This is a genomic window from Gluconobacter wancherniae NBRC 103581, assembly GCF_007988885.1.
In the GTDB taxonomy this organism is placed as follows: Bacteria; Pseudomonadota; Alphaproteobacteria; order Acetobacterales; family Acetobacteraceae; genus Gluconobacter; species Gluconobacter wancherniae.
This window is the reverse complement of sequence record NZ_BJUZ01000002.1, coordinates 630,792-648,646: the sequence shown is the minus strand read 5'-3', so window position 1 is coordinate 648,646 and position 17,855 is coordinate 630,792. Positions and strand designations below refer to the sequence as shown.

Below are 17,855 nucleotides of genomic sequence, written 5' to 3'. Positions count from 1 at the left end.
CAAAAAAAGGGCGGGTGCCAGATGGCCCCGCCCTTTTTTGTGGGTGCGATATACTGGCTTAGAGAGCGTGAAGACCTGCAACGCCAGCCAGGATTGCAAGAACTGCCAGAACCAGGAAAATCACGAAGAATAGCTTGGCGATGCCTGCCGTGGCAGCCGAAATTCCCGTGAACCCGAAAACGCCAGCAATGATGGAAATGATGAAGAACACGATAGCGTAGTGCAGCATGACCAATGTTTCCTTGCGTATAAGTCGTGGTCACAGCGTAACGTCAGCGAATAGAAAAAGGTTTCTTTGGTCGCGTTAGTGTTTTTCCAAAAAATAAACCTGCAACAAAGGCAACTGTCATCCATAAAGCAGGCTGATCAGACATGAGGTCAGCCAAAAAATCCGCAATTTCTCTTAATAGTGTCCGAAATAGCCTGGCAAAAGCCTGACCAAAAACAGTGTTCGCTCCATCCTGAAGTCGCTCAATTCCGGCATCGAGATAAGGTGAAAGGTCATCGTTCATTCTGCACAATCCTGTTTTCTGTTGTTCCCCCAACCTAACGCAAAAAGAGCCAGTCCGCTTCCAGACTGGCTCCTTTCGAAAGATGCGTTAATGCCGCGAGAGATCAACAGGAGTCAGTCTCAGTGACCGATCACCGCACTCGTCTCACCTCGCCGGTCAGCTTCTTCCGTATATTTACGCGCTTCAGGCGAAATAGTCAGGTACATGGTCATCCCAGCAGATGCGAGATAGATGCCCGCAAACGTCCAGATCACATATTGCAAACCCGGACCAAAAACTGCTTCACACAACGTCACAATCGCAGGGCCAACCCAGGTGGAAGCACCCGCCCCCAGACCAAGGACGGAAAGTGCCGCAGCTTTCTCACGTGGGCAAATCTGAGGCATCAAACCGGAAAGCGGAACAAACGCCGCAACCGTCGCACCATAGAAAATCCCAACGACCGCCGCTGCCCAGAAATTTCCCGGGTACCAAAGCGGTACATAGTAGAACAGTGGGATCGCGATGAAGCCACCGATACCGCCAAAAACAGAAACAACGAAACGATGTCCAAGCGTATCAGCCACCATTCCGGAAACAAGGTTGAACAAAATGTTGCTCAGGAAAACAAGCGACAGAAGGTTCAGCCACTGCCCTAACGTGAAGCCAAGGTGATCCACAAAAAAGGCAGGCATGATTGCCAGAAAAGCGTACTCGGACGACGTGTCGATAATCCGGACAATGCCCGCAACCAGCGTCTTCGGTTCACGCCACATAATGCTCAACGAACCAAAGAAAATCTCCTTGGTAGGTATATGCGCCGGCAGGAGCCGCTTCTTACCAGTAGGTTCATTTGTGAAGAGCAGTGCAATCAGACCACCGATAATCACCAGAATCAAAGAACACCAGAACGTCTTGAGTTCACCAATCTCAGGAATGGCAAAACGAGCGAACTGGGAACCGAGCGTTGGCAGTCCAGCAGAGAATGAGAACCAGAACCAGCCAGCCGCAGATCCTAACATCGCAGTGGGGGTCGCAGCAGCAATCCAAACAAGGAAACCGTAAGCGAATAAGGGATATGCAAAACCACGAAGCGCATAAAACAGCAAAATCATGAAACTGTTGTTTGGTCCAAGCCCCAGCGCAAGGAAACCAACCTCAAGCACGGCCCAGAGTACAAGGCCAATCCACATGACCTTTTTAGGGCCCAGCAGGTCGGAAAGTGGCCCCGAGAACCATGCTGCGATCATGACAGTGATGCCATAGAACGTGAACAGTTCGTTTACGAAACCTTGCGTGTGTCCATGATGCAGCATGTAAGTATCAAGGTATCCAGCCTCAACACCATCACCCACCATGAACAGCAGCTGACCAACAAAAGCCCAAAAAAGAGGACGTGGGATACCAAGTATTTCCGCAATGCCCCGTTTGGCGGCGGTAATTTCGGACACTGAAAGCTCTCCAGACATAGGCGCATCACGAACCTGCCCCGGCATCATTACCGAAGGTGATATGGGATGCGTCGTTGCGGGTCCTACGAGAGTGCTCGAACCCGTTTCTCAGAATGATGCAGGTGACACGAGAGACCGATCAAGTGCCGGTCAGGTCAAAGCGATGTCTCTGAAAAGCCCCCGAAGGCTCAGAAGTCTGCTTTTCCGTCGTAGAAGACGAAATTTATCCTGCAAGAGATAATTATGTCTATCACGGGCCACAGATTCATGTGAACCGCTTTTTTACATAAAAAAAGGCCGATCTCCCAAGGAGATCGACCTTTTAACGTTTAGAAGCCTTCAAAAAGCTTATGCAGCTTCTTGTTCTTCAGCAACATTCTGCTTCGGTCCGCTATCAAGGCCCTTGGCACCTGCATCGCGATCCATCAGCTCGATGACTGCCATGTCGGCGTTGTCACCGTAACGAACGCCAGCCTTGAGCACGCGGGAATAACCGCCTGCGCGGGCCTTGTAGCGCTCAGCAACAGCACTGAAGAGCTTGCTAACAACAGCCTCGTCACGAAGCTGCGCAAATGCCTGACGACGAGCGTGCAGGTCACCGCGCTTGCCAAGCGTGATCAGCTTTTCAACGACCGGACGAAGTTCTTTCGCCTTGGGCAGTGTCGTTGTGATCTGCTCGTGCTTGATGAGAGCCACGGCCATGTTGCGGAACATGGCAGCGCGGTGAGAAGAGGTGACATTGAGCTTACGCCCGCTCACACCATGACGCATTGCTAGTTTTCCTTACCTTGAAAGTTCTCAGAACGTCTCGTCGAGACGCTTGGCCAGATCCTCGATGTTCTCGGGCGGCCAGGCTGGAACGCTCATGCCGAGCGACAGCCCCATACCGGTGAGAACTTCCTTGATCTCGTTGAGCGACTTGCGCCCGAAATTAGGCGTACGGAGCATTTCCTGTTCGGACTTCTGCACCAGATCGCCAATGTAAACAATGTTGTCGTTCTTGAGGCAATTGGCGCTACGCACCGAGAGCTCGAGTTCATCAACCTTGCGAAGAAGATGACGGTTGAACGGCAGGTCGTCCTGCGGCTCTTCATGACGAACCGGACGGGGCTCATCAAAATTGATGAAGAGCTGAAGCTGATCCTGAAGAATACGAGCCGCCAGAGCCAGACTGTCTTCCGGCGTGACCGAACCGTTGGTTTCAACGGTCAGCAAAAGCTTGTCATAGTCCGTGACCTGACCAACACGCGTTGGCTCAACTTTGTAAGAAACACGGCGAACAGGGGAATAGATCGCATCAATCGGAATCATTCCGATAGGCGCGTCCTCGGGACGGTTTGCTGCCGCAGCAACATAACCCTTACCCATGTTCACGGTAAATTCCATGCCCAGCTTTACGCCATCGTCGAGCGTGCAGATCACCAAGTCAGGATTCATGACTTCAATATCATGACCTGCCTGAATCTGCCCAGCCTTCACCTCACCAGGGCCTGTTGCCGTGAGGATCATGCGCTTCGGGCCTTCGCCGTGCATGCGCAGTGCAAGCTGCTTAACATTCAGGACAATGTCCGTAACGTCTTCGCGCACACCCGCCACGGAAGAGAATTCGTGCAGAACGCCATCAATCTGGATAGCCGTTACAGCAGCGCCCTGAAGAGACGAGAGCAGAATACGGCGCAGGGCATTACCCAGCGTCATACCGAAACCGCGCTCCAGCGGCTCTGCCACTACTGTGGCGATGCGCGAAGCGACCGGGCCGGGCTCGACTTCAAGCTTCTCCGGCTTGATGAGGGACTGCCAGTTTTTCTGGAGAACCAAGGTCGTGGCCTTTCAAACAACGAAGCCCGCCAAGGAATTGGCGGCGCCTGGCCCGCACGTGAAGTGCGGTGGAGAATTCTATCAACGCTGGTCCCGTCAGGTTTCGAGCCAACAGGACCAAAGGTCAATCAGACACGACGACGCTTGCGCGGACGGCAGCCGTTATGCGGCACCGGCGTCATATCGCGGATCGACGTAATCGAGAATCCAACAGCCTGAAGGGCACGAAGTGCGCTCTCACGACCCGACCCAGGACCGGAAACTTCGATTTCCAGCGTCTCCATACCGTGCTCACGTGCCTTACGGCCTGCATCTTCTGCAGCGACCTGCGCAGCGTATGGCGTCGATTTACGAGAGCCTTTGAAGCCCTGCGCACCCGAAGACGACCAGGCAATGGAATTACCCTGCGCATCGGAGATGGTGATCATGGTGTTGTTGAACGTCGAAAGAACGTGCGCGACACCAGAGATAATGTTCTTGCGCTCTTTTTTGCGGATGCGCGGAGTGGCGGCCTTGGCCATAGTGAACTCGTCCTAAATATTCGCAGATAGCAGCGGGAAAGAGAATGGAGCGCTAGATTAGCGCGCCACCTTCTTCTTACCTGCAATCGCAACAGCCTTACCCTTACGGGTACGGGCATTGGTGTGAGTGCGCTGGCCGCGAACCGGAAGACCGCGACGATGACGCAGTCCGCGGTAGCAACCAAGATCCATCAGACGCTTGATGTTCATCGCAGTTTCACGACGAAGATCACCCTCGACGCGGAAATCTGCATCGATCAGTTCACGGATCTTTACGATCTCATCATCAGAAAGCTCATTGACGCGCTTCGCATCAGGAATCTCGAGCTTGTTGCAAATTGCCTGCGCTGTCGACGGGCCAATGCCGTAGACATAACGCAGGCTGATGACCACCCGCTTGTTGGTCGGAATGTTTACGCCGGCAATACGCGCCACGCCACTTACTCCCATCGACGCGACATCTCGTCGCGTCAGCCTGTTTCCTGTCCGGCCGAAACCGGATCGATTGCATCGCAGCTGATCGGACATTTCCCGGAGCGATTCTTGCTTCCGGGCACGCGGTCAGGCTGCACCTGTGTCGAGGGCGCGCAATATACCGTGACGCCCCCCCGAGTCAAATATTACCGATCACTTTTTCGTGATAGATAATCAAGAATATCCTTTCTAAGACACTCTCTGCAAAATTGCGTCGATGGCAAGACCAACGTCTTCAACAGACTTCATACCATCAACGCGCTCCAGGCGGCCGCCCTTCTCATAGTAAGGAAGAATCGGAGCCGTCTGATCGCGATAAACCTTCAGACGCGCACGTACTACGTCCGGTTCATCATCTGGACGACGCATACCTGCTTCATCACGACGACTAGCAATGCGCTCAACCAGTTGATCTTCAGCAACATCAAGCAGAATCACCGCAGCAATATTCATGTCCTTTTTTCGGAGCATGACATCAAGCGCCTCAGCCTGACTCTCCGTACGCGGAAAGCCATCCAGAATGAATCCCTGTGTACAGTCGGGCTGAGAAATCCTGTTTTCAATCATCTGGACCATAATTGGATCAGGAACGAACTGCCCCTTCGCCATAATGGCTTTTGCGTCCAGACCAATAGGGGTCTCCGCGGCAACCTCTGCACGCAGCATATCCCCGGTGGAGATCTGCCGCATGCCTCTCATGGTCTCGAGCCGCTTGGCCTGCGTGCCTTTACCGGCGCCAGGTGGCCCCAGAAGAATGATATTCACTTACGACGTCCTCCCTTTTGAGGCAGTCCACGCGCTGATGAACGACCGCGCTGCTTGCGAATAAGACCTTGGTATTGATGAGCCACAAGATGCGACTGAATTTGTGTAACGGTATCAATCGTCACTGACACAATGATGATCAAACTCGTCCCACCAAAATAAAATGGAACATTGTATTTACTGATCAAAATCTGCGGCAGCAGACACACAAGAACGAGATAAATCGCTCCAATTGTCGTCAGGCGCGAAAGTATTTTGTCGAAATAGGAAGCCGTGCTTGCTCCGGGGCGAATCCCTGGAATAAATCCGCCCTGTTTACGTAAATTTTCGGCAGTCTCTTCAGGGTTGAAGGTCACTGCAGCATAAAAATACGAAAAGAACAAAATCATTGCTGCGTAGAAGAGCATATAAAGCGGCTGCCCCTGCCCCAGTTGCTGCCCCAAAACGGACAACCACCCCGGCATGGAATGACTGCTCATAAATCCAGAAATCGTCACCGGAATGAGAAGCACTGAAGAAGCAAAAATCGGTGGGATAACACCAGCAGTATTCACCTTAAGGGGCATATGCGTCGAATCACCCCCAAAAATCCGGTTACCGACCTGACGCTTAGGATACTGAATTACCACACGCCGCTGAGCCTGCTCCATGAATACGATGAAACCAATAACCGCAATCGCAAGGACAAGCAGGATAATGACGAATATCGGAGAAAGTGCCCCGGTACGCCCCAGTTCAAAAAGACTGGCTAAGGCGTGTGGAAGATTTGCCACGATACCGGCAAAAATAATCAGCGAAATTCCGTTACCAACACCACGAGAGGTAATCTGCTCACCAAGCCACATCAGAAACATCGTTCCACCAACCAGCGTGACCACGCAGGAAGTTAGAAAAAATGGTCCTGGCGTTACCACTGCACCGGCACCGTGTGACGTCATGTTTTCAAGTCCAACAGCAATGCCATAGGCTTGGAAAAGCGCAATAAACACGGTGAGATACCGAGTGTACTGATTAAGCTTTTTACGACCTGCCTCACCTTCCTTCTTCATGGCTTCCAGTGAGGGAAGAGCCGTTGAGAGAAGCTGAATAATAATCGACGCACTGATATATGGCATAATGTTCAAAGCGAACACAGTCATGCGCCCAAGAGCACCTCCCGTGAACATATCGAACATACCCAGAATCCCGCCCTGATGCTGAGCGAGAAGCTGGCCCATTACCGTCGCATCTACTCCAGGCACCGGAATATAAGTACCAAGACGGTAGACAACGAGAGCAAGGAGCGTAAACCAAATACGCTTCTTAAGTTCGGTTGCCTTAGCAAAAGAACTCATATTCAGATTGGCGGCAAGCTGCTCTGCTGCGGAAGCCATCCACCTGTCCTTTCATGAAAACAGCGTCACCGCACAAGGTACGGGACGCTGTTCACTAGATAACCACATCCCAGACAAGCCTGGGAGATGAAGAATCAAGCCGCAGCCTGTTCTTCCTTCTTAGATGCCAGAAGCTTAATGCTTCCACCGGCTTTTTCTACAGCAGCAACAGCAGCAGCAGATGCGCCAGCAACCTCAATGGTCAGAGCATGAGAAAGCTCACCCTTCGCAAGAAGGCGAACACCAACGACCTTGCTACCGTTGACAAGCCCAGCATTGCGCAGAACTTCTTCTGTTACAGCAACCGACTTGTCGAGCTTACCCTCAGCTACAGCCTTATCGAGTGCACCAAGGTTGATCGGAGCATATTCCTTGCGGAAAATGTTCACGAATCCACGCTTCGGCATACGACGATAAAGTGGGAGCTGACCACCTTCGAAGCCATTAAGGGAAACGCCCTCACGAGCCTTCTGTCCCTTATGACCCTTACCGGAAGTCTTGCCTTTACCGGAACCAATGCCACGGCCAAGACGCTTCTTGCGATAACGAGATCCCTCGTTGTCACGCAGTTCGTTTAGGTTCATTTCAACCCTCCACCGTAATGAGGTGGGCAACCTTGCGGATCATCCCACGAACGGCAGGCGTATCTTCCAGCGTACGTGACGTACCGATCCCACGAAGACCCAGACCAACAATAGTCTGAGACTGACCTGGTTTACGACCGATCACAGAAGAAATTTGCGTCACGCGGACAGTCTTACCAGAAGCTTCAGACATTGGTTGCCTCCACTTCGGCCTGCTCGCGCTTACCAAAAAGCTCGGAAGCCTTCTTGCCGCGGCGAGACGCAACATGACGTGGGCTGCTGGCACGCTCGAGAGCGGCAAATGTAGCCTTGATCATGTTATGCGGGTTTCTGGTTCCGAGGCTCTTGGCAACAACGTCATTGACGCCAAGGCTTTCGAAAACAGCACGCATAGGGCCACCAGCAATGATACCGGTACCAGCTTCAGCGGCACGAACGATAACCTTACCCGCACCATAATGACCAAACATGTCATGATGAAGGGTACGACCCTCCTTCATGGGCACGCGGATCATGGTGCGCTTCGCACGCTCGGTCGCCTTACGAATAGCTTCGGGAACTTCACGCGCCTTACCGGCACCGTACCCGACGCGACCTTTCTGGTCACCGACAACTACCAGAGCAGCAAAGGCAAAACGACGTCCACCCTTAACAACCTTGGCTACGCGGTTGATGGTTACGAGCTTGTCGACCAGGTCGTCGCCCTGCTCCCGCTCACGACCACCACGGCCGCCTTCTCTTGGCTCTCGTGCCATGTGTGATCCTCCTTAGAACGAGAGTCCGCCCTCACGGGCAGCCTCTGCCAGGGCCTTGACCCGGCCGTGATACAGATACGATCCGCGGTCGAAAACGACCGTGGTGACGCCCGCAGCAACAGCGCGCTCTGCAACGAGCTTACCGATAGCCGTAGCGGCGTCAACATTGGCGCCCGTCTTGCCTGCTTCACGAATAGACTTTTCAAGCGACGAGGCAGATGCAAGCGTAATACCCTGCGCGTCGTCGATGATCTGTGCGTGAATGTGCTTGCTGGAGCGGAAGACCGACAAACGCGGCCGGCCGCCGCTCTTGCGACGAAGCTGGAAACGCAGTCGCTGACGACGACGCTCCTGCAATCCTTGCTGCGATGCCATTACTTCTTCTTACCTTCCTTGCGACGCAGAACCTCTGTCTCGTAGCGGACACCCTTGCCCTTGTAAGGCTCAGGCTTACGAAAACTACGAATATCGAGAGCTACCTGACCAACGCGCTGCTTATCGTTACCTTCGACGACAATCGCGGTAGGACGGGGCGTGGTGATCTTGATATCAGCCGGGATCGGATAAACGACATCATGCGAAAAGCCGAGGTTCATCACCAAATTGGACCCCTGCACAGCAGCACGAAAACCAGTACCCTGGATTTCAAGTGCCTTAGTGAAGCCCTCGGAGACACCCTTGACAACGTTAGCGACAACAGCACGAGTTGTCCCCCACATCGTCCAGTTGTCGCGAGAACGCGCACCGACAGGAGCAACGGCAATTTTACCGTCTTCGATCTTCACTTCGACGTAGCGCGAGAGAGGAACACTCAGTTCGCCACGCTTGCCTTTAGCGGTCAGAACGCCATTAGCAACCACGACCTGAACACCTGCGGGCACTTCGACGGGATATTTACCTACGCGAGACATGCATCCCTCCTTAGAAGACGCGGCAGAGAACCTCGCCACCAACATTGGCAGCGCGGGCCTCGACGTCCGAAAGAACGCCACGCGGGGTGGAGAGGATCGAGACACCTAGACCGGCATAAACGCGCGGCAGTTCCTTGATCTTCGAATAAACGCGACGACCTGGCTTGGAGACACGATGAATCTCCTTAATGACAGGCTGGCCTTCAGTGTACTTCAGCTCGATACGAAGCTGCGAAACACCCTTACGAAGCTCTTCGGAGGAAAAGCCGCGGATGTAACCTTCGCGCTTGAGAGCTTCAAGAACATTGACGCGGAGCTTAGAGGCAGGCGCTACGCATGCAGCATGACGGGCACGCTGAGCGTTGCGGATCCGGGTAAGCATATCACCCAGCGGATCAGACAAAGACATTCAGACTATCCCTTACCAGCTCGACTTAACCATGCCAGGAATCTGGCCGGCAGACGCAAGATCACGCAGAGCGATACGGCTCAGCTCAAACTTGCGATAGTTGGCACGGGGACGGCCAGAAAGCTTGCAACGAAGGCGCACGCGAGTAGCGGAACCATTACGGGGAAGCTGAGCGAGTTTCATGGTCGCTTCAAACCGGTCTTCAACCGGAAGCGAGCGATCCTTGATGATATTTTTAAGTGCGGTCCGTTTCGCCTTATCGCGCTTTGCCAGAGCAGCGCGATGGTTATTACGGTTAACCGCAGAGATCTTCGCCATCTCGAATTTTCTCCCGGAACCTGTCAGGCCAATCCCGACGGTTTTCCAATCAACGTGTCTATAAAGGAAAGCGGCCTCCCAATGGAAGGCCGAATCCCATATTTTATCCGTGATCGGTCTGAAAAATGTCGATCAAGCCGTAAACGGCAGATCAAATGCCTTAAGCAGAGCTTTTGCCTCTGCATCAGTCTTCGCAGAAGTCACGAAAATAATGTCCATACCGCGTACGGCATCAACCTTATCATACTCGATTTCGGGGAAAACAATCTGTTCCTTGATGCCCATGGCAAAATTACCACGACCGTCAAAGCCCTTGTTCGCCGGAAGACCACGGAAGTCACGAATACGAGGCATCGCAACCGTCACCAGACGGTCAAGAAACTCATACATACGCGTACCACGAAGAGTTACCTTACAGCCAATGGGCAGACCTTCACGAATCTTGAAACCTGCAATCGCCTTACGTGCAAGTGTCTTGACTGGCTTCTGACCGGCAATCGCCGTCATTTCGGCTACAGCTGCATCAAGCTTCTTCTGGTCGCCTGCAGCTTCACCGACACCCATGTTAAGCACGATTTTCTCGAGCTTGGGAACCTGCATGGGATTTTTGTAGCCGAACTGTTCAAGAAGAAGCGTTCTCAGCTCATCCTGGTAGCGCTGCTGCATACGGGGCAGAACGGCGTTCTTGTTATCGCTCATCGTTATGCTCCTCAGCCTTCGATCACTTCGCCGGTCACCTTAGCGACACGAACTTTGCGACCGTCCTCGAGAACACGAAAACCAACACCAGTTGGCTTACCGCTTTTCGGGTCAACCAGCTTCAGATTGGAAAGGTGGATTGGCATTTCTTTTTCAATAATGCCACCTTCTCCACCCGCGCGGTTAGGCTTCGTATGACGCTTGGCAATAGCCACGCCGCGAACAACTGCCTTTTCCGCTTTCGGAAAAACGGAAAGGACTTCGCCACGGGCACCACGGGATTTACCCGAAAGCACCAGAACCTGATCGCCCTTTTTAATACGAGCAGCCATTACAGCACCTCCGGTGCCAGCGAGATGATCTTCATGAACTTGCGAGCACGCAGTTCACGGACCACCGGACCAAAAATACGCGTACCGATAGGCTCTTGCTGCTTGTTGATCAGCACAGCAGCGTTCTTATCGAAACGGATGGCCGAACCATCGGCGCGACGAACCGGGTATGACGTCCGGACGATAACCGCCTGATGAACATCACCCTTTTTCACTTTGCCGCGGGGAATGGCTTCCTTGACGGAAACGACAATGACGTCGCCGACCGAGGCAGTCTTACGCTTGGAACCGCCCAGCACTTTAATGCACTGCACCTGACGCGCGCCGGAATTATCGGCGACCTCAAGGTTGGTCTCGGGATGAATCATTTATCTTCCCCTTATGCAGTAGCGGCGGATGCGGCAACGCCAACATCTGCACCGTTACGCGAAACAACCGCCCACGTCTTGCGCTTGGAGATCGGTGCGCATTCTTCAATGCGAACCAAATCGCCGACCTGGCATTCGTTAGCTTCATCATGTGCCGCGTATTTTTTGGAACGGCGGATGAATTTTTTATAGAGCGGATGCATGATGCGACGATCAACAAGAACAGTAACTGTCTTGTCCATTTTGTCGCTCGTGACCCTACCCGTCAGGACGCGCCTTGGCATCGTCCGTCTCCTCTCAGGACTTAGAGGCGGACGTTTTTGCGCCCGCACTGTTCTTCGACTGCTGTGCCAGGGTCTTGATGCGTGCAACTGCACGACGAACGACCTTAACACGGCTCGTGTTCTCCGACTGACCAGTAGCCGCGGAGAATCTCTGGTTGATCTGCTCGCGCTTGAGGTCGAGAAGAAGAGCGTTCAGCTCATCTTCACTCTTCGCACGCAAATCGGCTGGCTTATACGTGTCTGCCATTAGGAAGCATCCCCGATACGCTGAACGAACTTGGTCTTGATAGGAAGCTTTGCAGCGCCCAGGCTCAAGGCCAAACGAGCGACCTCAGGCGGAACGCCTTCGATCTCAAAAAGAATACGTCCAGGCCTGACGCGAGCTGCCCAGTACTCAGGAGATCCTTTTCCGGAGCCCATACGCACTTCTGCAGGCTTTGTCGAGACCGGAGTATCAGGAAAGATACGAATCCATACACGACCTGCACGCTTCATCGCACGAGTAATGGCACGACGGGAAGCTTCGATCTGGCGCGCAGTAATACGCTCCGGCTCAAGAGCCTTGAGACCGAAAGCACCGAAGTTCAGCTGCGTGCCACTCTTCGCCAGACCATGAATGCGGCCCTTGTGGGCCTTACGAAACTTTGTCCGCTTTGGAGAAAGCATGATGTTAAATCCTCAAATCAGCACCACAATGAAAGGACTATGGGCTTTCGCCCATAGTACTCAGCGTTGGGGAGCCTGCTCCGCTGCACGACGATCCTGAGCCAACGGGTCATGCGCCAGGATTTCACCTTTGAAAATCCAGACTTTGACGCCGCAGGTGCCATATGTCGTCTTTGCGGTTGCTGTGCCATAATCGATGTCTGCACGGAGAGTATGCAATGGCACACGGCCTTCACGATACTTTTCGGCACGAGCGATTTCAGCGCCACCCAGACGGCCACCGCAATTGATGCGGATACCCTGGGCACCGAGACGCATAGCAGACTGGATTGCACGCTTCATGGCACGACGGAAAGCAACACGGCGCTCAAGCTGCTGAGCGATGTTCTCAGCAACCAAAGTTGCGTCGATTTCCGGCTTGCGGATTTCAACAATATTCAGCGCCACGTCAGCCTTAGCCATACGGCTAAGCTCTTTACGCAGAGCATCAATATCCTGCCCCTTCTTGCCGATGACAACACCGGGACGCGCTGCATAGATCGTAACACGCGGCTTCTTCGCCGGACGTTCGATAACTACGCGAGATACGCCAGCACCTGAAAGCTTGCGACGCAGGAATGCGCGTAGCTTCAGATCTTCGTGCAGAAGACGGGCATAATCTGCACCAGCGTACCAGCGGCTATCCCAGGTGCGGTTTACACCGAGCCGGAGCCCGATCGGATTGACCTTATGTCCCATGGGTCAGGCTGCCTTCTGTTCTTTGTTGTTCGCGCGAGACGGCTTAGTCTCTTCTGGTGCTTCTGCACGCTCAGCGACAACAATCTTCAGGTGGCTGAAGAACTTCTCAACACGAGCGGAACGACCACGACCACGTGCATGGAAACGCTTCATGACGATTGACTTGCCGACTTCAGCGGTCTTGACCACCAGCTGATCCACATCAAGCTGATGATTATTCTCCGCATTCGCGACAGCACTCTCAAGTGTTTTCTTGACCTGCTGGGCGATACGACGACGCGAAAATGTCAGCGCTGCAATAGCCTTGTCGGCTGGCTGATTGCGGATCATTGCCGCAACCAGGTTCAGCTTACGGGGGCTTACGCGGATGTTGCGGGCAACTGCCTGCGCTTCCGTGTCAGCGAGCGTGCGGATATGCTTCGGCTTGCTCATTTTAGCCCCGCTTCGACTTCTTGTCAGAGCCATGGCCTGTGTAGGTACGCGTCGGCGAGAATTCACCAAACTTGTGCCCAACCATGTTCTCAGACACCTGCACTGGCAGGAACTTGTGACCATTGTAGACGCCGAACGTAAGTCCGACGAACTGCGGAAGGATTGTCGAACGACGCGACCAAATCTTGATCACTTCGCTACGACCAGAAGCACGTGATGCTTCTGCCTTGCCGAACAGATACCCGTCAACGAACGGGCCCTTCCAGACGGAACGTGCCATCTCTGTTTGCCCCCTCTTACTTGCCGGACTTACGGCGACGGATAATTAGGCTATCCGTCTTTTTGTTAACGCGTGTCTTATATCCCTTGGTCGGAATACCCCAAGGCGTAACCGGATGACGGCCACCAGAAGTACGACCTTCACCACCACCATGCGGATGGTCGACCGGGTTCATGACAACGCCACGGTTATGTGGACGACGTCCGAGCCAACGGGAACGACCTGCCTTGCCCATGTGCTGGTTCATGTTGTCCGGATTGGACACCGCACCAACTGTTGCCATGCATTCGCCACGGACGAGACGTAGCTCACCGGACTGTAGCTTAACCTGAGCGTAGCCGCCGTCCTTGCCAACGAGCTGAGCATATGTGCCAGCAGAACGGGAAAGCTTTCCACCTGCGCCCTGCTTCAGCTCAATGTTATGAACGATCGTTCCAACTGGCATTGCACCAAGCGGCATCGCATTTCCTGGCTTCACGTCAGTGTGAAGTCCAGAGATCACGCGATCACCGGCCTTAATGCGCTGCGGAGCCAGAATGTAAGACAGTTCACCATCATCATACTTAATGAGAGCAATGAATGCCGTACGGTTCGGATCATATTCAAGACGCTCGACCGTAGCGCCGATATCAAACTTACGACGCTTGAAATCGACATAACGATACGACTGCTTGTGCCCGCCGCCACGGAAACGAACAGTGGTACGACCGTGGTTGTTACGGCCGCCCGATTTGTTCTTACCTTCCGTAAGCTGCTTGACCGGCTTGCCCTTCCAGAGCTCGCTGCGATCAATCAGCACGGTGCCGCGGGTGCTCGGCGTCGTGGGATTAAAGTGCTTTAGTGCCATGGTATCTTACCCCGCGCGTCAGCCCAGCTTCGCCGTCAGGTCGATTGACTGACCCTCGGCAAGCTGAACATACGCCTTCTTGATGTCGGAACGACGACCCGGACGTCCCTTGACACGCTTCGCCTTACCCTTCTGGACCAGCGTATTAACGCCAGTAACCTTAACGTTGAAGAGCTTTTCGACAGCGGCCTTGATCTGTGGCTTCGTAGCAGTCGGCGCGACCTTGAAGACCAACTGGTTACGCTCAGAAAGAAGCGTAGCCTTTTCGGTGATCAACGGTGCGCGAACGACGTCGTACAGAGCTTCCTGCGACATATTTGCAGCAGTCTTCTGCGCATTCATGACGATGTTCGTGGTCATGCCAGACGCTCCTTAAGCCCCTCAAGACCAGCGCGGGTAATAACCAACACGTCATGGTTGAGGATGTCGTAAACATTGGCACCGATCGTCGGCAGAACGTCGATCTTCGGCAGATTGGCAATCGCGCGAGCAAACTGCTCATCCACAGCACCGTCGACGATCAGAGCGGAGGACCAGCCCAGAGCCTTTACCTTCGCAGCTGCTTCACGGGTCTTGCTGATACCGGTAGCAGCATCAAGAACGACCAGCTTACCTTCAGCAGCCTTCTGCGAAAGCGCAGAAATCAAGCCGAGGCGACGCACCTTTTTAGGAAGATCGTATCCGTGATCACGCACAACAGGACCATGGACAACGCCACCAGTACGGAACTGCGGAGCGCGAAGAGAACCTTGACGAGCGGAGCCCGTACCCTTCTGCTTGTATGGCTTCTTGGTCGTGCCAGATACTTCGCCCATACCCTTGGTACGGTGAGTCCCTGCGCGACGCTTGGCCAACTGCCAGTGTACGACGCGAGCCATGATGTCAGCGCGAGGCGCGACGGCGAAAATCTCTTCTGGGAGCGCGACTGAGCCAGCGCTGCCATTATCGAGGGTTTTGATATCGTGTTCCATGCCCCTCGCCCTCAACCGGCGGCCGCCAGCGTCGCTGCCGGATATGGCGCGTCCGCATGGCGGGCCTTCTTGATTGCATCGCGAATCAGCACATAGCCGTTCTTCGCACCAGGAATAGCGCCGCGCACCATAATCAGGTTACGCTCTTCATCCACCGCAGCAACCTCCAGGTTGAGCGTGGTGACGCGTTCGTCACCCATGTGACCCGCCATCTTCTTGCCTTTAAAGACCTTACCAGGATCCTGGCGCTGGCCTGTAGAGCCGTGAGAACGATGACTTACAGAAACACCGTGAGAAGCTTCAAGACCAGCGAAGTTATGACGCTTCATAACACCCGCAAATCCCTTACCTTTGCTCTGACCGGTCACGTCGACCTTCTGCCCTACCACAAAGTGGTTGGACGAGATCTTGGTTCCAGCCTCAAGCAGGGCATCTTCCGCTACGCGGAATTCGACAAGCTTGTTCTTCGGCTCGACCTTGGTACGGGCAAAGTGGCCACGGTTGGCCTTGGTGACATTCTTCACCTTGGCAGTTCCAAGACCGAGCTGAACAGCGGTGTAGCCATCGCGTTCATTCGTGCGGGTATCAACAACCTCGAGATTATCGAGGTGCAGCACCGTCACAGGCACATGGGTGCCATCTTCCTTAAACAGCCGGGTCATCCCCAGCTTTTTTGCAATCAATCCGGTACGCATCGTCTGGACCTTAGAGTTTGATCTCGACATCAACGCCAGCGGCGAGGTCGAGCTTCATGAGGGCGTCCACGGTCTGCGGGGTCGGCTCGACAATGTCGAGCAGCCGGCGATGGGTTCGAATTTCGAACTGCTCGCGGCTTTTCTTATCCACGTGTGGCGAACGGTTCACCGTGAACCGTTCGATATGCGTCGGCAGCGGGATCGGACCCCGAACCCGCGCACCCGTACGCTTCGCAGTGTTTACGATCTCTTTGGTGCTATTGTCTAGCACGCGATGATCGTACGCCTTAAGGCGAATGCGGATGTTCTGGTTGTCCATAGTCTTAATTCGTCCAACTCAAAAATTCGGGTCTCGTCCTACCGCCATTGCATCTGAAAGGGAACCCCGGCCAGAACTTAATCTGACCGGGGCTTCCATTCCAACGGCTAGTCAGGACTTAGGCGCTGATTGAAGCAACCACGCCTGCACCCACCGTACGGCCGCCTTCGCGAATAGCGAAACGCAGGCCTTCGTCCATGGCGATCGGAGCAATCAGCTCGACATCCATAGCAACGTTGTCGCCAGGCATGACCATCTCAACGCCATCCGGCAGCTGAACAACACCCGTGACGTCAGTCGTACGGAAGTAGAACTGCGGACGATAGTTGGTAAAGAATGGCGTATGACGACCACCCTCTTCCTTCGTCAGGATGTATGCCTCGGCCTTGAACTTCTTGTGCGGAGTAATGGAACCCGGCTTTGCAAGAACCTGACCACGCTCAACGTCTTCACGCTTCGTGCCACGAACCAGCGCACCGATGTTGTCACCAGCTTCACCGCGATCAAGCAGCTTGCGGAACATTTCAACGCCCGTGACTGTCGTCTTGATGGTATCCTTGAGACCAATGATCTCAATTTCGTCACCAACATTAACTACACCACGCTCAACGCGGCCCGTCACAACCGTACCACGGCCGGAAATCGAGAACACGTCTTCGATCGGCATCAGGAACGGGCGATCAACCGGACGCTCTGGCTGCGGGATGTAGTCATCCACTGCTTCCATCAGGTCAAGAACGCGCTTCTCACCGAGCTCCGGATCACCATCTTCAAGAGTTACCAGAGCGGAACCCTTAACGATGGGGATATCGTCTCCTGGGAACTGGTAAGATGAAAGAAGCTCGCGCACTTCCATTTCAACGAGCTCAAGAAGCTCGGGATCATCAACCTGATCAACTTTGTTCAGGAACACAACCAGAGCAGGGACACCAACCTGGCGAGCGAGCAGAATGTGCTCACGCGTCTGGGGCATCGGACCGTCTGCAGCAGAAACGACCAGAATAGCACCGTCCATCTGAGCGGCACCAGTGATCATGTTCTTGACGTAGTCAGCATGACCCGGGCAATCAACGTGAGCGTAGTGACGCTTCGCGGTCTCGTACTCAACGTGAGCCGTGGAGATGGTGATACCACGTGCGCGCTCTTCAGGCGCCTTGTCGATCTGATCGTATGCACTGAAAACAGCGCCGCCGGTCTTTGCCAGCGTCTTTGTGATTGCAGCAGTCAGCGAGGTCTTGCCGTGGTCGACGTGACCGATGGTGCCGATGTTGCAGTGCGGCTTCGTCCGCTCGAATTTAGCCTTTGCCATCGTCTCTCTCCAAAACCCCAACTCACCTGAGCTGGGGATAAGACT

At 54.0% G+C, this 17,855-nt stretch carries 31 protein-coding genes; all 31 read right to left on the bottom strand.

Annotation, left to right across the window (positions count from 1 at the left end):
- Window positions 1-58 precede the first annotated feature (58 nt).
- The gene (locus GWA01_RS10080) at window positions 59-229 is read right to left on the bottom strand and encodes a DUF1328 domain-containing protein (protein WP_146797236.1); all 171 of its coding nucleotides are present in this window, start codon (window positions 227-229) and stop codon (window positions 59-61) included.
- A gap of 43 nt (window positions 230-272) precedes the next feature.
- On the bottom strand, window positions 273-512 hold the full coding sequence (locus tag GWA01_RS10075) for a hypothetical protein (RefSeq protein WP_146797233.1): 240 nt from the start codon (window positions 510-512) through the stop codon (window positions 273-275).
- 119 nt (window positions 513-631) lie between these two features.
- A complete protein-coding gene (locus GWA01_RS10070) occupies window positions 632-1,960 on the bottom strand; it encodes an MFS transporter (protein WP_186819533.1) in 1,329 nt (442 codons plus the stop codon).
- Between the two features lie 330 nt (window positions 1,961-2,290).
- Entirely contained in the window at window positions 2,291-2,713 is a 423-nt protein-coding gene (rplQ, locus tag GWA01_RS10065) for a 50S ribosomal protein L17 (protein ID WP_146797227.1), read from the bottom strand.
- A 27-nt stretch (window positions 2,714-2,740) separates the two neighbouring features.
- On the bottom strand, window positions 2,741-3,760 hold the full coding sequence (locus GWA01_RS10060) for a DNA-directed RNA polymerase subunit alpha (protein ID WP_146797220.1): 1,020 nt from the start codon (window positions 3,758-3,760) through the stop codon (window positions 2,741-2,743).
- A gap of 128 nt (window positions 3,761-3,888) precedes the next feature.
- Window positions 3,889-4,281, bottom strand: a complete 393-nt coding sequence (gene rpsK, locus GWA01_RS10055) for a 30S ribosomal protein S11 (protein WP_146797215.1) — start codon at window positions 4,279-4,281, stop codon at window positions 3,889-3,891.
- 57 nt (window positions 4,282-4,338) lie between these two features.
- On the bottom strand, window positions 4,339-4,716 hold the full coding sequence (gene rpsM, locus GWA01_RS10050) for a 30S ribosomal protein S13 (RefSeq protein ID WP_146797209.1): 378 nt from the start codon (window positions 4,714-4,716) through the stop codon (window positions 4,339-4,341).
- Window positions 4,717-4,944: 228 nt separating this feature from the next.
- A complete protein-coding gene (locus tag GWA01_RS10045; RefSeq protein ID WP_146797204.1) occupies window positions 4,945-5,520 on the bottom strand; it encodes an adenylate kinase in 576 nt (191 codons plus the stop codon).
- On the bottom strand, window positions 5,517-6,893 hold the full coding sequence (secY, locus tag GWA01_RS10040; RefSeq protein ID WP_146797199.1) for a preprotein translocase subunit SecY: 1,377 nt from the start codon (window positions 6,891-6,893) through the stop codon (window positions 5,517-5,519). The genes GWA01_RS10045 and secY overlap by 4 nt, the downstream gene beginning before the upstream one ends.
- Window positions 6,894-6,988: 95 nt before the next feature.
- Window positions 6,989-7,477 carry a 50S ribosomal protein L15 gene (gene rplO, locus GWA01_RS10035; RefSeq protein WP_146797194.1) on the bottom strand — a complete coding sequence of 163 codons (489 nt, stop codon included), beginning with the start codon at window positions 7,475-7,477 and terminating at the stop codon, window positions 6,989-6,991.
- A gap of 1 nt (window position 7,478) precedes the next feature.
- Entirely contained in the window at window positions 7,479-7,670 is a 192-nt protein-coding gene (gene rpmD / locus GWA01_RS10030) for a 50S ribosomal protein L30 (RefSeq protein WP_146797189.1), read from the bottom strand.
- Window positions 7,663-8,232: a 30S ribosomal protein S5 gene (rpsE, locus tag GWA01_RS10025; RefSeq protein WP_146797182.1), complete on the bottom strand. Its 570-nt coding sequence runs from the start codon at window positions 8,230-8,232 to the stop codon at window positions 7,663-7,665. Before rpsE ends, rpmD begins: the two co-directional genes overlap by 8 nt.
- Window positions 8,233-8,244: 12 nt before the next feature.
- Window positions 8,245-8,607 carry a 50S ribosomal protein L18 gene (gene rplR / locus GWA01_RS10020; RefSeq protein WP_146797175.1) on the bottom strand — a complete coding sequence of 121 codons (363 nt, stop codon included), beginning with the start codon at window positions 8,605-8,607 and terminating at the stop codon, window positions 8,245-8,247.
- The gene (rplF, locus tag GWA01_RS10015; RefSeq protein ID WP_146797172.1) at window positions 8,607-9,143 is read right to left on the bottom strand and encodes a 50S ribosomal protein L6; all 537 of its coding nucleotides are present in this window, start codon (window positions 9,141-9,143) and stop codon (window positions 8,607-8,609) included. The genes rplR and rplF overlap by 1 nt, the downstream gene beginning before the upstream one ends.
- A 10-nt stretch (window positions 9,144-9,153) precedes the next feature.
- The gene (gene rpsH, locus GWA01_RS10010) at window positions 9,154-9,552 is read right to left on the bottom strand and encodes a 30S ribosomal protein S8 (RefSeq protein WP_146797169.1); all 399 of its coding nucleotides are present in this window, start codon (window positions 9,550-9,552) and stop codon (window positions 9,154-9,156) included.
- 12 nt (window positions 9,553-9,564) lie between these two features.
- Complete coding sequence (rpsN, locus tag GWA01_RS10005; RefSeq protein WP_146797166.1) at window positions 9,565-9,870, bottom strand: 30S ribosomal protein S14; 306 nt, start codon at window positions 9,868-9,870, stop codon at window positions 9,565-9,567.
- Window positions 9,871-10,002: 132 nt separating this feature from the next.
- A complete protein-coding gene (rplE, locus tag GWA01_RS10000) occupies window positions 10,003-10,569 on the bottom strand; it encodes a 50S ribosomal protein L5 (RefSeq protein ID WP_146797163.1) in 567 nt (188 codons plus the stop codon).
- An 11-nt stretch (window positions 10,570-10,580) separates the two neighbouring features.
- Window positions 10,581-10,901 carry a 50S ribosomal protein L24 gene (gene rplX, locus GWA01_RS09995; RefSeq protein ID WP_146797160.1) on the bottom strand — a complete coding sequence of 107 codons (321 nt, stop codon included), beginning with the start codon at window positions 10,899-10,901 and terminating at the stop codon, window positions 10,581-10,583.
- On the bottom strand, window positions 10,901-11,269 hold the full coding sequence (gene rplN, locus GWA01_RS09990) for a 50S ribosomal protein L14 (RefSeq protein ID WP_146797157.1): 369 nt from the start codon (window positions 11,267-11,269) through the stop codon (window positions 10,901-10,903). Before rplN ends, rplX begins: the two co-directional genes overlap by 1 nt.
- Before the next feature lie 11 nt (window positions 11,270-11,280).
- Complete coding sequence (gene rpsQ, locus GWA01_RS09985; protein ID WP_146797154.1) at window positions 11,281-11,553, bottom strand: 30S ribosomal protein S17; 273 nt, start codon at window positions 11,551-11,553, stop codon at window positions 11,281-11,283.
- Between the two features lie 13 nt (window positions 11,554-11,566).
- Window positions 11,567-11,800, bottom strand: coding sequence for a 50S ribosomal protein L29 (gene rpmC, locus GWA01_RS09980; protein WP_146797151.1), 234 nt, complete (start codon window positions 11,798-11,800; stop codon window positions 11,567-11,569).
- The gene (gene rplP, locus GWA01_RS09975) at window positions 11,800-12,219 is read right to left on the bottom strand and encodes a 50S ribosomal protein L16 (protein WP_146797148.1); all 420 of its coding nucleotides are present in this window, start codon (window positions 12,217-12,219) and stop codon (window positions 11,800-11,802) included. The genes rpmC and rplP overlap by 1 nt, the downstream gene beginning before the upstream one ends.
- Window positions 12,220-12,279: 60 nt before the next feature.
- Window positions 12,280-12,957: a 30S ribosomal protein S3 gene (gene rpsC / locus GWA01_RS09970; protein WP_146797145.1), complete on the bottom strand. Its 678-nt coding sequence runs from the start codon at window positions 12,955-12,957 to the stop codon at window positions 12,280-12,282.
- A gap of 3 nt (window positions 12,958-12,960) precedes the next feature.
- The gene (gene rplV, locus GWA01_RS09965; RefSeq protein ID WP_146797142.1) at window positions 12,961-13,389 is read right to left on the bottom strand and encodes a 50S ribosomal protein L22; all 429 of its coding nucleotides are present in this window, start codon (window positions 13,387-13,389) and stop codon (window positions 12,961-12,963) included.
- 1 nt (window position 13,390) lies between these two features.
- Window positions 13,391-13,669 (bottom strand): 30S ribosomal protein S19, encoded by a 279-nt coding sequence (rpsS, locus tag GWA01_RS09960; RefSeq protein WP_146797139.1) that lies wholly within the window; start codon window positions 13,667-13,669, stop codon window positions 13,391-13,393.
- Window positions 13,670-13,685: 16 nt separating this feature from the next.
- A complete protein-coding gene (gene rplB, locus GWA01_RS09955; protein WP_146797136.1) occupies window positions 13,686-14,516 on the bottom strand; it encodes a 50S ribosomal protein L2 in 831 nt (276 codons plus the stop codon).
- A gap of 18 nt (window positions 14,517-14,534) precedes the next feature.
- Window positions 14,535-14,831, bottom strand: coding sequence for a 50S ribosomal protein L23 (locus GWA01_RS09950; RefSeq protein WP_186819551.1), 297 nt, complete (start codon window positions 14,829-14,831; stop codon window positions 14,535-14,537).
- A 41-nt stretch (window positions 14,832-14,872) separates the two neighbouring features.
- The gene (gene rplD, locus GWA01_RS09945; RefSeq protein ID WP_146797130.1) at window positions 14,873-15,487 is read right to left on the bottom strand and encodes a 50S ribosomal protein L4; all 615 of its coding nucleotides are present in this window, start codon (window positions 15,485-15,487) and stop codon (window positions 14,873-14,875) included.
- A gap of 11 nt (window positions 15,488-15,498) precedes the next feature.
- On the bottom strand, window positions 15,499-16,182 hold the full coding sequence (gene rplC, locus GWA01_RS09940) for a 50S ribosomal protein L3 (protein ID WP_146797127.1): 684 nt from the start codon (window positions 16,180-16,182) through the stop codon (window positions 15,499-15,501).
- Between the two features lie 10 nt (window positions 16,183-16,192).
- Window positions 16,193-16,501 (bottom strand): 30S ribosomal protein S10, encoded by a 309-nt coding sequence (gene rpsJ, locus GWA01_RS09935; protein ID WP_007282720.1) that lies wholly within the window; start codon window positions 16,499-16,501, stop codon window positions 16,193-16,195.
- 118 nt (window positions 16,502-16,619) lie between these two features.
- Window positions 16,620-17,810 carry an elongation factor Tu gene (tuf, locus tag GWA01_RS09930; protein ID WP_146797124.1) on the bottom strand — a complete coding sequence of 397 codons (1,191 nt, stop codon included), beginning with the start codon at window positions 17,808-17,810 and terminating at the stop codon, window positions 16,620-16,622.
- Between the last annotated feature and the right edge of the window lie 45 nt (window positions 17,811-17,855).

What these genes read in the sequence shown, in the direction of transcription:
- rplD (WP_146797130.1), bottom strand. Translation starts at nt 15,487, where the DNA reads ATGGAACACGATATCAAAACCCTCGATAATGGCAGCGCTGGCTCAGTC.
- GWA01_RS10070 (WP_186819533.1), bottom strand. Translation starts at nt 1,960, where the DNA reads ATGTCTGGAGAGCTTTCAGTGTCCGAAATTACCGCCGCCAAACGGGGC.
- rpsC (WP_146797145.1), bottom strand. Translation starts at nt 12,957, where the DNA reads ATGGGACATAAGGTCAATCCGATCGGGCTCCGGCTCGGTGTAAACCGC.
- rplV (WP_146797142.1), bottom strand. Translation starts at nt 13,389, where the DNA reads ATGAGCAAGCCGAAGCATATCCGCACGCTCGCTGACACGGAAGCGCAG.
- rplE (WP_146797163.1), bottom strand. Translation starts at nt 10,569, where the DNA reads ATGAGCGATAACAAGAACGCCGTTCTGCCCCGTATGCAGCAGCGCTAC.
- rpsS (WP_146797139.1), bottom strand. Translation starts at nt 13,669, where the DNA reads ATGGCACGTTCCGTCTGGAAGGGCCCGTTCGTTGACGGGTATCTGTTC.
- rplO (WP_146797194.1), bottom strand. Translation starts at nt 7,477, where the DNA reads ATGAACCTAAACGAACTGCGTGACAACGAGGGATCTCGTTATCGCAAG.
- tuf (WP_146797124.1), bottom strand. Translation starts at nt 17,810, where the DNA reads ATGGCAAAGGCTAAATTCGAGCGGACGAAGCCGCACTGCAACATCGGC.
- rplB (WP_146797136.1), bottom strand. Translation starts at nt 14,516, where the DNA reads ATGGCACTAAAGCACTTTAATCCCACGACGCCGAGCACCCGCGGCACC.
- rpsN (WP_146797166.1), bottom strand. Translation starts at nt 9,870, where the DNA reads ATGGCGAAGATCTCTGCGGTTAACCGTAATAACCATCGCGCTGCTCTG.
- rplN (WP_146797157.1), bottom strand. Translation starts at nt 11,269, where the DNA reads ATGATTCATCCCGAGACCAACCTTGAGGTCGCCGATAATTCCGGCGCG.
- secY (WP_146797199.1), bottom strand. Translation starts at nt 6,893, where the DNA reads ATGGCTTCCGCAGCAGAGCAGCTTGCCGCCAATCTGAATATGAGTTCT.
- rpsE (WP_146797182.1), bottom strand. Translation starts at nt 8,232, where the DNA reads ATGGCACGAGAGCCAAGAGAAGGCGGCCGTGGTGGTCGTGAGCGGGAG.
- rpsQ (WP_146797154.1), bottom strand. Translation starts at nt 11,553, where the DNA reads ATGCCAAGGCGCGTCCTGACGGGTAGGGTCACGAGCGACAAAATGGAC.
- rpsH (WP_146797169.1), bottom strand. Translation starts at nt 9,552, where the DNA reads ATGTCTTTGTCTGATCCGCTGGGTGATATGCTTACCCGGATCCGCAAC.
- rplF (WP_146797172.1), bottom strand. Translation starts at nt 9,143, where the DNA reads ATGTCTCGCGTAGGTAAATATCCCGTCGAAGTGCCCGCAGGTGTTCAG.
- GWA01_RS09950 (WP_186819551.1), bottom strand. Translation starts at nt 14,831, where the DNA reads ATGTCGCAGGAAGCTCTGTACGACGTCGTTCGCGCACCGTTGATCACC.
- GWA01_RS10075 (WP_146797233.1), bottom strand. Translation starts at nt 512, where the DNA reads ATGAACGATGACCTTTCACCTTATCTCGATGCCGGAATTGAGCGACTT.
- rpsJ (WP_007282720.1), bottom strand. Translation starts at nt 16,501, where the DNA reads ATGGACAACCAGAACATCCGCATTCGCCTTAAGGCGTACGATCATCGC.
- GWA01_RS10080 (WP_146797236.1), bottom strand. Translation starts at nt 229, where the DNA reads ATGCTGCACTACGCTATCGTGTTCTTCATCATTTCCATCATTGCTGGC.
- rpmD (WP_146797189.1), bottom strand. Translation starts at nt 7,670, where the DNA reads ATGTCTGAAGCTTCTGGTAAGACTGTCCGCGTGACGCAAATTTCTTCT.
- rplC (WP_146797127.1), bottom strand. Translation starts at nt 16,182, where the DNA reads ATGCGTACCGGATTGATTGCAAAAAAGCTGGGGATGACCCGGCTGTTT.
- rpmC (WP_146797151.1), bottom strand. Translation starts at nt 11,800, where the DNA reads ATGGCAGACACGTATAAGCCAGCCGATTTGCGTGCGAAGAGTGAAGAT.
- rplQ (WP_146797227.1), bottom strand. Translation starts at nt 2,713, where the DNA reads ATGCGTCATGGTGTGAGCGGGCGTAAGCTCAATGTCACCTCTTCTCAC.
- rpsK (WP_146797215.1), bottom strand. Translation starts at nt 4,281, where the DNA reads ATGGCCAAGGCCGCCACTCCGCGCATCCGCAAAAAAGAGCGCAAGAAC.
- rplP (WP_146797148.1), bottom strand. Translation starts at nt 12,219, where the DNA reads ATGCTTTCTCCAAAGCGGACAAAGTTTCGTAAGGCCCACAAGGGCCGC.
- rplX (WP_146797160.1), bottom strand. Translation starts at nt 10,901, where the DNA reads ATGGCTGCTCGTATTAAAAAGGGCGATCAGGTTCTGGTGCTTTCGGGT.
- rplR (WP_146797175.1), bottom strand. Translation starts at nt 8,607, where the DNA reads ATGGCATCGCAGCAAGGATTGCAGGAGCGTCGTCGTCAGCGACTGCGT.